General features: G+C 69.8%; 10 protein-coding genes and 1 pseudogene. 9 read left to right on the top strand and 2 right to left on the bottom strand.

Features of this window, described 5'->3' with window-relative positions; translation table 11 throughout:
• Positions 1-40: 40 nt before the first annotated feature.
• Together ppsR and ACFOWB_RS09170 are read right to left on the bottom strand one after the other, a co-directional pair.
• Positions 41-1,489, bottom strand: a complete 1,449-nt coding sequence (gene ppsR, locus ACFOWB_RS09175) for a transcriptional regulator PpsR (RefSeq protein ID WP_261403654.1) — start codon at positions 1,487-1,489, stop codon at positions 41-43.
• Between the two features lie 33 nt (positions 1,490-1,522).
• Positions 1,523-2,386, bottom strand: coding sequence for a cobalamin B12-binding domain-containing protein (locus ACFOWB_RS09170; RefSeq protein WP_378146860.1), 864 nt, complete (start codon positions 2,384-2,386; stop codon positions 1,523-1,525).
• A 292-nt stretch (positions 2,387-2,678) separates the two neighbouring features.
• On the opposite strand from ACFOWB_RS09170, the pseudogene bchF reads away from it, so the two are divergent.
• From bchF to puhB, 9 genes and pseudogenes are all read left to right on the top strand, one after another.
• Positions 2,679-3,152: pseudogene (bchF, locus tag ACFOWB_RS09165) on the top strand (2-vinyl bacteriochlorophyllide hydratase); the annotation flags it as partial.
• Positions 3,153-3,307: 155 nt separating this feature from the next.
• On the top strand, positions 3,308-4,585 hold the full coding sequence (locus ACFOWB_RS09160) for a ferredoxin:protochlorophyllide reductase (ATP-dependent) subunit N (RefSeq protein ID WP_261403656.1): 1,278 nt from the start codon (positions 3,308-3,310) through the stop codon (positions 4,583-4,585).
• A gap of 4 nt (positions 4,586-4,589) precedes the next feature.
• A complete protein-coding gene (gene bchB, locus ACFOWB_RS09155) occupies positions 4,590-6,254 on the top strand; it encodes a ferredoxin:protochlorophyllide reductase (ATP-dependent) subunit B (RefSeq protein WP_261403657.1) in 1,665 nt (554 codons plus the stop codon).
• Positions 6,226-9,831, top strand: coding sequence for a magnesium chelatase subunit H (locus ACFOWB_RS09150; RefSeq protein WP_261403658.1), 3,606 nt, complete (start codon positions 6,226-6,228; stop codon positions 9,829-9,831). Before bchB ends, ACFOWB_RS09150 begins: the two co-directional genes overlap by 29 nt.
• A 10-nt stretch (positions 9,832-9,841) precedes the next feature.
• Positions 9,842-10,747 carry a ferredoxin:protochlorophyllide reductase (ATP-dependent) iron-sulfur ATP-binding protein gene (gene bchL / locus ACFOWB_RS09145; RefSeq protein ID WP_261403659.1) on the top strand — a complete coding sequence of 302 codons (906 nt, stop codon included), beginning with the start codon at positions 9,842-9,844 and terminating at the stop codon, positions 10,745-10,747.
• Between the two features lie 11 nt (positions 10,748-10,758).
• A complete protein-coding gene (gene bchM / locus ACFOWB_RS09140; protein WP_261403660.1) occupies positions 10,759-11,451 on the top strand; it encodes a magnesium protoporphyrin IX methyltransferase in 693 nt (230 codons plus the stop codon).
• A complete protein-coding gene (locus ACFOWB_RS09135; protein WP_378146856.1) occupies positions 11,448-12,857 on the top strand; it encodes a BCD family MFS transporter in 1,410 nt (469 codons plus the stop codon). The genes bchM and ACFOWB_RS09135 overlap by 4 nt, the downstream gene beginning before the upstream one ends.
• A 32-nt stretch (positions 12,858-12,889) precedes the next feature.
• A complete protein-coding gene (puhA, locus tag ACFOWB_RS09130) occupies positions 12,890-13,669 on the top strand; it encodes a photosynthetic reaction center subunit H (protein ID WP_378146854.1) in 780 nt (259 codons plus the stop codon).
• A complete protein-coding gene (gene puhB / locus ACFOWB_RS09125) occupies positions 13,666-14,331 on the top strand; it encodes a photosynthetic complex putative assembly protein PuhB (RefSeq protein WP_261403661.1) in 666 nt (221 codons plus the stop codon). Before puhA ends, puhB begins: the two co-directional genes overlap by 4 nt.
• Positions 14,332-14,339: the final 8 nt, after the last annotated feature.

Below are 14,339 nucleotides of genomic sequence, written 5' to 3'. Positions count from 1 at the left end.
TATTTTTGACGATTCAAACGTCAACTTTGGTTGACGACTGTCAGGTGTCGTCGGGCGACTCGTCGTCACGCGCGAGGCCGTGCCGACGAAGCTTCGAATAGAGGCTCTGGCGGCTCAATCCCAAGATCTGCGCCGCGGACGCCCGGTTGTCGTCGGTCCGCCTCAGCGCCGCCTCGATGCAGAGCTTTTCGACGAGGTCGGTCGACTCCCGCACAAGTTCCTTGAGCGAGACGCGGCCGACAAGCTCGGTGAGCTGCTCGACTGAGCGGAACCCCTCGCCCGGAGCCGCTGAGGACGGCGTCGCGGGCCGGCGGCGCACGGGACGGATGACGAGGCCGTAGCAGGGCGCGCCGGCGTTTCCGGCCGCCACGCCAGTCACGTCGACCTGCTCGATGCTGCCGAACTCGCCGCGCAGGATGGTCGAGAAATCACGCAGCGAGCCGTGCTCGCGCAGGTTTGCGATGAGGAGCTGCGCCTCGACGCCCGGGCGCCCGAGCCAGCTGTCGAGCCGAGCGCCCTTGAGCGCGTCGAGCGACACGAGCTCGATCAGCGCGAGGAAGGCGGGGTTGGCGTCGAGAATGCGCTGGCGTTCGTCCACCACCACGAAGCCGTCGGGCATCCGCATCACGGCGTCGAGCGCCTGCGAGCGGTGACCGGCCTCGACCGCCGCGGCGCCGTCCGCCGCGGGCGCGAGGCGGACGAGCAGATAGGTGGCGGCCTCCTGGCGGAACACCGAGGCTGAAGCCACCAGCTCGGAAGCCGCGCCCGCGAGGCCGATGCGCAGGCTGTCGGCATGGCCGAGCGTGCGGGCGGTCGCGATCAGGCGGCGCAGGTTCGCGGCGCTTCGCGCGTCGAACAGGTCATGGAACGAGCGCCCGACGATGCGCTGGGAGGGATCGCCGATGATCTTGGCGGCCGCCGCATTCGCCTCCGCGACGCGCTCGGTCGCGTCGTCGACGATCAGCACGGCTTCGGTCGAGAGCTGGAACAGCAGCCGATAGCGCGTCTCGGCGTTGCGGATGCGGCTGTATTCGCGGTCCAGCATCAGCTGGGTCTCGACCAGCTTCTGCTGGAGGCTCGCGACGGCGCGCAGGTCCCGGCCGAGCGCAAGCACGCGCCCGTCCTTCGGCAGCAGCATCGCGGAGAAGCGCACCGGCATCGAGGTTTCGCCGGGGCTGGTGAGGTTGATCTCGCGGCCGCGCGTCGGGCCGACGGGACCTGCGTCCCTCAACAGCGCCTCGACCTTGGGCCGGCTCTCGATGGTGACGATCTCTGTCCAGCGCCGGCCGACCCAGTCCTCCATGTCGCGCGGGGCCGGGTCGTTCGCCGTGTAGGAGACGTCGCGCACCACGCCGTCGCCGTCGAGCACCAGCGCGATGTCGGCCGCGGAAGACACCATGCGCGCAGCCGCGGCCGGCTCAAGGCCGGCGAACCATTCGTCCACCTTAGCGAATCCGGCGATCAGGTCCTCGGCGACCAGAGGCTGCATGGCGAGGCGCAATCCGTTGGGGGATCAATCCCATCAATGGGTCTGCATTCTTGAGCACACCGCGGAATGGGATGCAACGAGAGCCCCCTTCCCGTCCTGCGCGGTGATGTCCGCGCCGACCCGCCTCACCAGGGACGGCTCATCGTTGAAGACGCGTCCCCCGACCATGACGACGACGCTGGAATTGCGCGACGCTCTTCGAACCTGGGCGATCAGCCCCGCCAGGTCCTCGAGCGCGCTTTCGCGCGACAGCGAAAAGCCGACGACGGAGAAATCGCGCCGGCCGACCATGGCGCAGATCTCGTCCGTATCCGTCAGCGGCAGGCCGACCGTGTCCCAGCCGGCGCGGCGGAACATGGTCTCCAGCATCAACACGCCGAAGGTGTGCTGCTCGCCCGGAGTCGCGGACAGCAGGATGCGGCCGTCGAAGAGCGCGCGCGGGTCGGCGGCCTCGCCCGAGGTGACGCTGCGCAGCAGGTTCTGGAGCGTGCAGAGGCCGACGGTGACGTCGGTGAAGGTGAGTTCGTCGTCGACCCACATCTGGCCGAGCCGCTGGGCGGTCGGAGCCAGCAGGTCGAGCAACACCGTCTCGATCGCGACGCCGCTTTCGAGCGCGCGCGCGACCACGAGTTCGGCCTTGCGGAGATCGAGCGCCACCATCATCGCCGCAAAGCCCGCGATGTCTTCCGCGTCGACCTCTAGGCTCGCGGGCGCAGAGGCGCGTCCGACAGGCCCGCGCGCGAGAAGAAGGCGGGGTATGATGTCGGCTTCGATGACCCGCGCGAGGGTCGCGCTTCGCTGGATGGGCGCGCCGCGGGCGAAGGCCCGAAGTTCGCGTTCGGTTCCGACCGCCTGCTCGCAGGTGGACGACGTTCCTGCCTCGTCGAGGATCACCACCGGCGCCCCTCCCCTTGCGCGACGATGTGTCTCGCCTGCGCTAAATCGACCGTCCTCCCGATGATAGGGGGTGTCAATCCCTCTATTTCGCACTTCGATTGCGCGCCATCAGGCCAATACCGGCCTGCGGCGACGCACAACCGTAGATCGTTCAATAGAGGCAATGGGGTAGCAGAATCCTGCGCTGCGGCGCCGAAAAGCGTAAATTATTTTATACGTCCAACTTTCTTGACACTTGGCTAGCGCCGTTCCACCGTCTGTCTCGGACGAGAGTCACGAGGGACTTTGGAAGATGCCGGCAAGGCGCGCCCTCACTGCAGATCGCCGCCCGCTCTACACGAGCGAAGAGCGCGCGAGACGCGACGCGACGCGTTGGACGCTCGTCCAGGGCGTGCTCGCGCCGCTGCAATTCCTCGTCTTCGTGATCTCTCTCGCGCTGGTGCTGCGCTTCCTCGCCACCGGCGAAGGGTTCCTCGCCGCCACCGTGTCGATCGTCCTGAAGACCGCGCTGCTCTACGCGATCATGGTCACGGGCTCGATCTGGGAACGGGTCGTCTTCGGCCGCTGGCTGTTCGCCCCCGCGTTCTTCTGGGAGGACGTGGTGTCGATGGGCGTGATCGCGCTCCACACCGCCTATCTCGCAGCGCTCGCGCTCGGCGCTGATCCGCATGTCCAGGTGACGATCGCGCTCGCGGCCTATGCGACCTACGCGATCAACGCCACGCAGTTCCTGCTGAAGCTGAGGGCGGCGCGGTTGGAGTCTTCCCTTCTCCCGCCTGCGGGAGAAGGTGGCCGAGCCGAAGGCGAAGGTCGGATGAGGGGACGTGGCGCAAGCGTCTCCGACGTCCCCTCACCCGTACCCTCTCCCGCCATGCGGGAGAGGGGGATGGGACCGTCGCGCCTCACTGTCGAGGCCGCGCCATGAACGCGCCGGTCGCCCTTCCTTTGGGCTGCGACGCCCCAAAAATCCGCAGCGAGCGCGGGCAGCGGGCGGTGTTCTGCGGGCTCACCGGCATCGTGTGGCTGCACCGAAAAATCCAGGACGCGTTCTTCCTCGTGGTCGGTTCGCGCACCTGCGCGCATCTCCTGCAGTCTGCCGCCGGCGTCATGATCTTCGCCGAGCCGCGCTTCGCCACCGCCATCATGGAGGAGCGTGATCTCGCCGGCATGGCCGACATGCATGACGAACTCGACCGGGTGGTCGGCCAGGTGCTCGAGCGTCGGCCGGACATCCGGACGCTGTTCCTCGTGGGCTCCTGCCCCTCCGAGGTCATCAAGCTCGACCTCGCGAAGGCTGCGACGCGGCTCTCGCAAAGACTCGCGCCGGACGTCCGGGTGCTGGCCTATTCGGGCAGCGGCATCGAGACGACCTTCACCGAGGGCGAGGACGCCTGCCTGTCGGCGCTGGTGGCCGCCGCTCCGCAGCAGGCCGCCAACGCCCCGGAGCAGCTCGTCGTGGTCGGCGCGCTGCCCGACATCGTCGAGGACCAGTTCGCGCGGCTCTTCTCGGAATTGGGGATTCCTGACGTCCGCTTCCTGCCCGCGCGGCGCGCCGACGCCGCGCCGGCGCTGGGCCCCCGGACGAGATATCTCCTCGCCCAGCCGTTCCTCGGCGCGACTGCGACGGCGCTGGACGCCCGCGGGTGTTCCGGCGTCGTCGCTCCTTTCCCCTTCGGGGCCGAGGGCACCACCGCATGGCTGTCGGCCGCCGCGGAGGCGTTCGGGATCTCGCCCCAGAGGGTGCGCGAGGTCACCGCGCTCAAGGAGAACCGCGCCCGCGTCGCCGTCTCGCGCCATGCGGCGAGGCTCGAGGGCAAGCGGGTCATGTTCTTCCCCGACAGCCAGCTGGAGCCGCCGCTGGCGCGGTTCCTGTCCCGCGAGCTCGGAGCGGAGATCATCGAGGTCGGCACGCCCTATCTGCACGGCCGCTGGCTCGCGCCGGATCTCGCTCTGCTGCCGGCCGGAACCCAGATCGTCGAGGGCGCGGACGTCGACCGGCAACTGGACCGCTGCAGGGCCGAAAGGCCCGACCTCACCGTCTGCGGCCTCGGCCTCGCCAATCCGCTCGAGGCGGAAGGCCTCGCGACCAAGTGGTCCATCGAACTGCTGTTCACGCCGACCCACGGCTACGAACAGGCCGGAGACCTCGCCGAACTCTTCGCCCGGCCCCTGGCCCGGCGAGAGCTGCTGGAGGTCTGAGGCCATGCAGCTCGCCATGTGGACCTATGAAGGACCGCCCCATGTCGGCGCCATGCGCGTCGCGACCGCGATGCGCGGCGTCCACTACGTGCTGCACGCCCCGCAGGGCGACACCTACGCCGACCTGCTGTTCACGATGATCGAGCGGCGCGGCGAGCGGACGCCTGTGACCTACACGACGTTTCAGGCGCGCGACCTCGGCGGCGACACCGCCGATAAGCTGAAGACCGCGATCACGGACGCTTACGAGCGCTTCCAGCCGCAGGCGATGCTGGTCGGCGCGAGCTGCACCGCAGAGCTGATCCAGGACGATCCGGGGGGCCTTGCGGCCGCCGTCGGGCTGCCGATCCCCGTGGTGGCGCTTGAGCTGCCGGCCTACTCCAAGAAGGAGAACTGGGGCGCGGCGGAGACCTTTTACCGGCTGGTGCGGACGCTGGCGGGATCGAAGGGCGCGACGCCTCCACCCCCTCCCCCTTGTGGGGAGGGTGAGGGTGGGGGTGGTTCCGGAGAAGGCCAAGCGCGCGAGCGTAGAGCTGCGTCGCCCGCGGCGCCCTGTTCTGAACCACCCCCACCCCTCACCCCTCCCCACAAGGGGGAGGGGGAACGTCGACCGACCTGCAACATCCTCGGCCCGACCGCGCTCGGCTTCCGCCACCGCGACGATGTCGCCGAGATCCGCGGGCTGCTCGAACGGCTCGGCCTCACGGTCAACGTCGTGGCCCCGCTCGGAGCCTCCCCAGCCGACCTCGCGCGCATCGGCGACGCCGACTTCAACGTCGTGCTCTATCCCGAGATCGCCCGCACCGCCGCCGAGTGGCTGAAGCGTCAGTTCGGCCAGCCCTTCACCACGGTCGTCCCCATCGGCGTCGGGGCGACGCGCGCCTTCGTGGAGGAGGTCGCAAGCCTCGCCGGCCTGGACCCCACCCCAATCCTCGCCGACGAGCGCACGCGCCTGCCATGGTGGAGCCGGTCGGTCGACTCGAACTACCTCACGGGCAAGCGCGTCTTCATCTTCGGCGACGCGACCCACGCGATCGCCACCGCGCGCGTCGCCGCGAGCGAACTCGGTTTCAAGGTGGTGGGGCTCGGCACCTATTTGCGCGAATTCGCCCGAGAGGTCCGCGCGAAAGCTGAAGAGCTCGGTATCGAGGCGCTGATCACCGACGACCATCTCGAGGTCGAAAAGGCGATCGCAGCCCTCCAGCCGGAGCTGGTCCTTGGCACCCAGATGGAGCGGCATGTCGCCAAGCGCCTCGGGATCCCCTGCGCGGTGATCTCGGCTCCGGTCCATGTGCAGGATTTTCCGGCCCGCACCTCGCCCGTGATGGGGTTCGAGGGCGCCAACGTCCTCTTCGACACGCTCGTCCACCCGCTGATGATGGGGCTCGAAGAGCACCTCGTGGCGATGTTCCGCGACGACTTCGAATTCGCCGACGGCGCCCTGCCCTCGCATCTCGCGGGCCACGCGCCCATGGACGCCCCGCCCGCCGAGCCTGCCCCCGACGCCGGAATCGTCTGGGAGGCTTCGGCCGAGCAGGAGCTCAAGAAAATCCCCTTCTTCGTGCGCGGAAAGGCGCGCCGGAACACCGAAAGCTTCGCCCGCCAGACCGGGATCGCCGCGATCACGGTGGAGACGCTCTATGACGCCAAAGCGCATTTCGGCCGATAGGCCCGGCGCGCCAAGCGCCGTCCCCGTCCGCGTCGTGGTGGTGACGCTCGACCACCATCTCGGCGCGACCACCGACCGCGCGGCCGCGCGTCTCCATAAGGATCTGCCGGGCCTCACCCTCGACCTGCATGCGGCGGCCCGCTGGGAGGACGACCCTTCCGCGCTCGAACGCGCCAAGGCCGACGTGCTCTGCGCCGACATCGTGATCGTCACCATGCTGTTCATGGACGACCACATCCGCGCGATCCTGCCGGCGCTCGCCGCGCGGCGCGAGGCCTGCGACGCGATGGTGTGCGTGATGTCGGCCGCGGAGGTGACGCGGCTGACCCGCATGGGCCGGCTCACCATGGACAAGCCCGCCAGCGGTCCGCTCGCGCTGCTGAAGCGCCTGCGCGGCCAGAACGGCGCTGCGACCGCGGGCGCCGAGCAGCTGAAGATGCTGCGGCGGCTGCCGAAGATCCTGCGGTTCATTCCGGGGACCGCTCAGGATCTCAGGGCCTGGTTCCTGACGCTGCAATACTGGCTCGCGGGCTCAGAGGAAAACGTCGCGAACCTCGTGCGCCTGCTCGTCGACCGCTATGCGGACGGCCCCCGAAAGGTTCTGCGCGGGACGGTTCCCGCCGCGGAGCCCGTCGTCTACCCCGAAGTCGGCGTCTATCACCCGGCGCTGAAAGGCAGGATCAGCGAGGACGCCGCCCGCCTGCCCCGCGCGCCGAAGTCCCGCGGGACGGTCGGCGTGCTGGTGATGCGCTCCTACCTGCTCGCCGGAAACACGCGGCACTATGACGGCGTGATCGCGGCGCTGGAGGCGCGGGGCCTCAGCGTGATCCCGGCCTTCTCCAGCGGACTCGACGTCCGGCCTGCGGTCGAAAAATTCTTCATGGTCAACGGCCGCCCGGCCATCGACGCGCTCGTGTCGCTCACCGGATTCTCGCTCGTCGGCGGCCCTGCGTACAACGACGCGAAAGCCGCCGAAGAGCTGCTGGCGAACCTCGACGTCCCCTATCTCGCGGCGCATCCGGTCGAGTTCCAGAGCCTCGACGGCTGGCGGGAAAGCGAGCGCGGCCTCTCCCCGGTCGAGGCCACCATCATGGTGGCGATCCCCGAACTCGACGGCGCCACCGGTCCCATGACGTTCGGCGGCCGCGACGGCGAGGCCGGCGACATGGGCGTCGATCCCGAGCGCGCCGCCATGCTCGCGGCCCGCGTCGACAGGCTCGTGTCCCTGCGCGCCAGGCCAAAGGCCGAGCGCAAGGTCGCGACGGTGATCTTCAATTTCCCGCCCAACGCCGGAGCGGTCGGCTCCGCGGCCTATCTCGCGGTGTTTCCGTCGCTGTTCAACACGCTGAAGGCGTTGAAGAAAGACGGCTACACGGTCGAGCTTCCGGAGAGCGTCGACGCGCTGCGCGAGAGGATTCTCGAGGGCAACGCCGCACGCTTCGGCGCGCAGGCCAATGTCGCGGCGCGCATCCCCGCCGACGACCATGTGCGGCGCGAACGCCACCTCGCCGAGATCGAAAAGGTCTGGGGCCCGGCGCCCGGCCGTCAGCTCTCGGACGGCCGCTCGCTGTTCGTCCTCGGCGCGGAGTTCGGCAACGTCTTCGTCGGCGTGCAGCCCGCCTTCGGCGTCGAGGGCGATCCTATGCGGCTTCTGTTCGAAAAGTCCTTCGCCCCCACCCACGCCTTCTCGGCCTTCTACCGATACCTGCGCGAGGACTTCGGCGCCGACGCGGTCCTTCATTTCGGCACCCATGGCGCGCTGGAGTTCATGCCGGGCAAGCAAGTGGGGCTCGGCGCAAAATGCTGGCCCGACCGGCTGATCGGCGACCTTCCGAATCTCTATCTCTACGCCGCCAACAACCCGTCGGAGGGAGCGCTCGCCAAGCGCCGCGCGGCCGCGACGCTTGTCTCTTACCTCACCCCTTCGCTCGAGCAGGCCGGGCTCTATCGCGGGCTGATCGACCTCAAGGCCTCGATCGACCGCTGGCGCGCGCTTGAGCCGGACACGTCCGCCGCCGAGCGCGAGACGCTCGCGACCGTGATCCGCGCGCAGGCCGTCGGGCTCGATCTCGCCGGCGCCGACGACGGTTGGGAGGACGCGGAGGCGAAGGTCGGCCGGCTGGCGGCCCAGGTTCTCGAAGTCGAATACGCGCTGATCCCGCACGGGCTCCATGTGGTGGGCGAAACGCCGGGCGAAGCGGAGCTTTCCGAAACGCTCGCAGCGCTCGGCGAGGCCGCGGGCGGCGAGGCGCCGGAAGGCGTCGCGGAGCTTTTGCGCACGGACCACGAGACGCCCGCCATCCTGCGCGCGCTCGACGGGCGGTTCATCCGCCCCGCGCCCGCAGGCGACCTGATCCGCTCGCCGGGCATTCTGCCGACGGGCCGCAATCTCCACGGCTTCGACCCGTTCCGCATCCCCTCGGCCTTCGCGATGAAGGACGGGGCCCGGCAGGCCGCTCGCCTCATCGCCCGGCATGTGGCGGATGGAAACGCCTTCCCGGAGTCGGTCGCGCTGGTGCTCTGGGGCACGGACACGCTGAAAACGGAAGGCGGCCCGATCGCCCAGGCGCTGGCGCTGATGGGCGCCCGGCCGCGCTTCGACGGCTATGGCCGGGTCGCGGGCGCGACGCTCGTCCCGCTCGCCGAACTGGATACGCCCCGCATCGACGTCGTGATGACGCTTTCGGGCATCTTCCGTGACCTTCTTCCGCTTCAGGTCCGCCTGCTCGCCGAAGCTTGCTGGATGGCGGCCTCGGCGGACGAGCCCACCGACCGCAACTTCGTGCGCAAGAACGCGCTGGCCTATCAGGCCAGGACCGGCTGCGACCTCGAGACCGCGGCGCTGCGCGTGTTCTCGAACGCGGAAGGCGCCTATGGGGCGAACGTCAACCACCTGATCGAGAACGGCCTGTGGTCCGACGAGGACGACCTCGCGGAGACCTATGGGCGCCGGAAGTGCTTCGCCTATGGCGTCAACGGCCGCCCGCAGGCGCAGCCGGAGCTTTTGAGCGCCGCGCTCTCGGGCGTCGATCTCGCCTACCAGAACCTCGAAAGCGTCGAGACCGGCGTCACGACGCTCGACCAGTATGTCGACACGCTGGGCGGCTTGACGCGACTTTCCAAGCGCGCCCGCGGCTCCGCGCCGCCGGTCTATATCGGCGACCAGACCCGCGGCGAGGGCGCGGTGCGCACGCTCTCCGAGCAGGTGGCGCTCGAGACCCGCACGCGGCTCCTGAACCCGAAGTGGTTCGAGGGGATGCTGGCCCACGGCTATGAGGGCGTCCGCCACATCGAGGCGCATGTCACCAACACGCTCGGCTGGTCGGCGACCACCGGCCAGGTGGACCCGTGGGTCTACCGGCAGATCACCGATGTCTACCTGCTCGATCCCGCGATGCGCGAGCGCCTCGCGCGGCTGAACAAGACCTCGGCATCGCGCGTCGCCGACCGGCTGATCGAGGCCCAAGACCGCAATTACTGGACGCCCGACGACGCCACGCGCGCGGCGCTGCGCGAGGCGGGCGAGGAACTCGAAGACCGTCTGGAGGGCGTCTCCGGCGCCCCGGCGGCGGCCTGAGGAGACGGGGATGAACGCCCACACCAAGATCACCACCTCGGCCGCCGGGCCCTGCCGCCTCGACGGCGAGGGATCGCTGCAGGTCGCGCTCGATCCGGCCCAGAAGATCGAGGGGGCCAAGGTCTTCGCGGTCTACGGCAAGGGCGGCATCGGCAAGTCCACCACCTCGTCGAACCTCTCGGTCGCGTTCGCGAAGCTCGGCAAGCGCGTCCTTCAGATCGGCTGCGACCCGAAGCACGACTCGACCTTCACGCTGACCAAGCAGCTGATGCCGACCGTCATCGACGTGCTGGAGACAGTGAACTTCCACTCCGAGGAACTGCGCGTCGAGGACTTCGTGTTCCAGGGCTACGCCGGCGTCATGTGCGTCGAGGCCGGCGGGCCCCCGGCCGGCACGGGCTGCGGCGGCTATGTGGTCGGGCAGACGGTGAAGCTGCTCAAGGAGTTCCACCTGCTCGAGGACACCGACGTGGTGATCTTCGACGTGCTGGGCGACGTCGTCTGCGGCGGCTTCGCGGCCCCGCTCCAGCACGCCGAGCGCGCCGTGGTGGTGACCGCCAACGACTTCGACTCGATCTTCGCGATGAACCGCATCGTGCAGGCGATCGGCGCGAAATCGAAGAACTACGACGTGCGCCTCGCCGGCTGCATCGCCAACCGCTCCGCCGACGTCGACCAGATCGAGCGCTTCAACGCCGCGACGGGAATGAAGACGCTGGGCCGCCTGCCGGATCTCGACGTCATCCGCCGCTCTCGGCTGAAGAAGTCGACCCTGTTCGAGATGGAGGGCGAGGGCGTCGCGGAGGTGCAGGCCGAGTATCTGCGGCTCGCCGCGCAGCTCTGGGCAGGGGTCGAGCCCTGCACGGCGAAATCCCTGAAGGACCGCGACATTTTCGATCTTCTCGGGTTCGACTGAGGGAGGATGTGATGAGCGACGCCGCCTATCGCGACCGACTGACCCGGATCGAAACCTATTTCGACCGCACCGCCGTTCGCGCCTGGGAGCAGATGACCTCCGACGCGCCGCTCGGGCGCATCCGCGCGACGGTGCGGGCCGGCCGCGAGCGGATGCGCGCAGAAATCCTCAGCATGCTGCCGGAGGATCTGTCGGGCCGCCGCATCCTCGACGCCGGTTGCGGCACCGGCGCGCTTGCGGTCGAGGCGGCGCGGCGCGGCGCCGATGTGGTCGCGATCGACCTGTCGCCGAAGCTCGTGGCGCTCGCGCGCCATCGTGCGCCCAAAGATCTCGTCCGCCGCCTCGACTTCCATGTCGGCGATCTCGCCGACGAGGCGCTCGGTGGCTTCGACTACGTAATCGCCATGGACGTGCTGATACACTATCCGATGACGGACGCGGTCGCGACTCTCAAGGATCTCGGCGCTCGCACCCGTCACTCGCTGCTCTTCACCTTCGCACCGCGAACGCCGCTGCTCGCGACCATGCACGCGGTCGGAAAGCTGTTTCCCCGCTCCGACCGGTCGCCTGCGATCGAGCCCGTGGCCGAGCGCGCGCTCCGGGACGCGCTCGCCCGGTCGGTTCCCGCGTTCGAGGCCTGCCGTTCCTCCCGGGTGACAAGCGGCTTCTACATAAGCCAAGTCATGGAGCTCGTTCGGCCATGACGCTTTCGCTCCGCCACACCGCCAGGATCTGGAGCGGGATCGGGACCCGCTACCTCCCCTTCGCGGACGCCGCGAGCGAGGACCTGCCGCTCTCGCGACTGCTGCGGCTCTCACTGTTCCAAGTGTCGGTCGGCATGGCCACTGTCCTGCTCGTCGGCACGCTCAACCGCGTCATGATCGTCGAACTCGGCGTGCCGGCGGCGCTCGTCGCCGCCATGGTGGCGGTGCCGTTGATCGCAGCGCCGCTCCGCGCCGTCATCGGCTTCCGGTCCGACCATCACCGCTCCGCCTTCGGCTGGCGGCGCGCGCCCTTCATCTGGTTCGGCACGCTGATGCAGTTCGGCGGGCTCGCCATCATGCCCTTCGCGCTGCTGGTGCTTGCGATGGACCCGGCCCCCGTCCCCTACGCCGGCCACGTCGCGGCGGCGCTCGCCTTCTTGGCTGTCGGCGCGGGACTTCAGACCACCCAGACCGCGGGCCTCGCGCTCGCGAGCGACCTCGCCAAGCCCGAGACCCGCGCCCGCGTGGTGGCGCTGATGTATGTGTCCCTCCTCGCCGGCATGGTGTTTTCAGGCTTCCTGTTCGGCCTGCTGCTGGCGAAGTTCTCTGAGGTTCGCCTCATCCAGGTCGTGCAAGGCTGCGCGCTCGCGACCTTCGTGCTGAACGTCGCCGCCCTCTGGAAGATGGAGCCGCGCGATCGTTCGCGGGCCGAGGCGATGCGGTCCGCCGAGACCCCGCGCTTCCGCGACGCATGGGGCGCCTTTACGGCCGACCGGCGCGCGCGGCGATTCCTCTGGGCGCTCGGCCTCGGAACCGCGGCCTTCATGATGCAGGACATCGTGCTGGAGCCCTATGGCGGGCAGGTGCTGCATCTCTCGGTCGGCGGCACCTCGGCGCTGACCGCCCTCTTCGCAGCCGGCGCCCTCCTCGCCTTCTGGATCGCCGCACGTGCGCTCGCCGCCGGCCGTGACCCGCTGGTGGTGGCGGCGATCGGCGCGACGCTTGGCCTGCCGGCCTTCGCCGCCGTGATGCTGTCTGGGCCGCTTGAATCCCCCGCTCTCTTCCGATTGGGCGTGCTCGCCATCGGCTTCGGCGGCGGGCTGTTCTCTGTCGGCACGCTCAGCGCCGCCATGGGGCTCGAGGACAAGGAGCGCACCGGCCTCGCGCTCGGCGCCTGGGGCGCGGTGTCGGCGAGCGCGGGGGGCGCTGCGCTCGCCTGCGGCGGGGCGCTTCGCGACGCCGTCGCGCATCTGCCGGGCGCCGCGCCTTACGCCGGCTACGGCGCCGTCTACGGCGTCGAACTCGCCCTTCTCGTCATGACCCTGATCGCGATCGGGCCGCTCGTTCGGCACGCCCGCGAAGACGCCGCCAACAAGAAGATCGGCCTCGCCGACATGCCTGCCTGACCGCAACGGAAACGATCGCCGGGAGAGACGCCATGTACTCCTATCTGCACTTCACCCAGCATTTCGATCTCGCGCTGACTTCGCTCTATCTCTTTTGGGCGTTCTTCGCCGGGTTGATCTATTACCTCCACCGCGAGAACAAGCGCGAAGGCTACCCGCTGGTCGAAGACCACCCGGTCGGCCGCGGCGTCTCGATCGTCGGCTTCCCGAAGCCGCCCTCGCCCAAGACCTACCTGCTGCATGGCGGGCACGGCGAGGTTTCGCTGCCGAGCGGCCGGGTCGAGCGCGCCGATCTCGCGCTCGCTCCGACCGCGGGCTTCTCCGGCGCGCCCTACGTGCCCGTCGGCGATCCGATGACCGCGGGCGTCGGCCCCGGCTCCTGGGTCGAGCGCTCGAACCATCCGGACCTCACCGTCGACGGCCGACCCAAGATCGTGCCGCTGCGCGCAGCGCCCGACTTCCACCTCGCGCCCGAAGATCCGGACCCGCGCGGCTGGCCTGTGGTCGGCGGCGACCGGCAGGTCGGCGGCGTCGTGTCGGACGTCTGGGTCGACCAGTCCGAATACATGATCCGCTACTTCGAGGTGGAGCTTTCGGGCGGCCGCAGGGCGCTCTTGCCCACGCCCTTCGCCAAGGTGGACGGCCGCCGCGGGCGCATCACCGTGACGGCGCTCTACGCCGACAATTTCTTGGGCGTGCCCCAGACCGCGAGCCCAGACCAGGTCACGATGCTCGAAGAAGAGAAGACCGCGGCCTTCTACGGCGCCGGCCTGCTCTACGCCCATCCCGGCCGCGCGGAGCCGCTGCTGTGAGCCCGGGCCCGCAAGAGGGCGAGCCCCGCCCCTTCGGCCTGCCCGGCCCGCTGCCGGAGGGCGAGCGCATCCTCTGGCAGGGGCAGCCCGGCTGGCGGGGGCTGGCGCTGCGCGCCTTCCACTGCCGCGAGGTCGCGATCTATTTCGCAGTCTTCGCCGCATGGCGGGCCGCGACGGGCTACGCAGAGGCCGGGCTCGAGGCTGCGGCCGTGCGGGCGATGGCGCTGCTGCCGATCGCCGCGATCGCCCTCGGTCTGCTGGCCCTTCTCGCATGGGCGACGGCGCGCTGCTCGGTCTACACCATCACCGACCGGCGGGTGGTGCTGTCCATTGGGGTCGCGCTTACCGCGACGCTCAACCTGCCACTGAAAACCATCACGCGGGCGGACCTGAAGCTTCTCGGCGACGGCTCCGGCGACCTCTCGCTCGGGCTCGGGGCCGGCACGCGCGTCGCCTATCTCACACTCTGGCCGCACGCCCGTCCCTGGCGGATCAAGACGCCGGAACCGACGTTGCGCGCCTTGCCCGACGCCGCTCGCGCGGCCTCCGTGCTCGCCGAAGCGCTGGAGCCGGGCGCCTCGGCCCGCGTCGCGCAAGTCCGCGCCTTCGCTCCCGACATGCGTCCCGTCCCCGCGCCGCGCCCCGCGGCGCTGGCGGGCTGAGGGAGACA

Source organism: Chenggangzhangella methanolivorans, assembly GCF_042648545.1.
GTDB lineage: Bacteria > Pseudomonadota > Alphaproteobacteria > Rhizobiales > Methylopilaceae > Methylopila > Methylopila methanolivorans.
The sequence above is the reverse complement of the archived record's forward strand: the minus strand, read 5'-3'. Positions and strand labels throughout refer to the sequence as shown.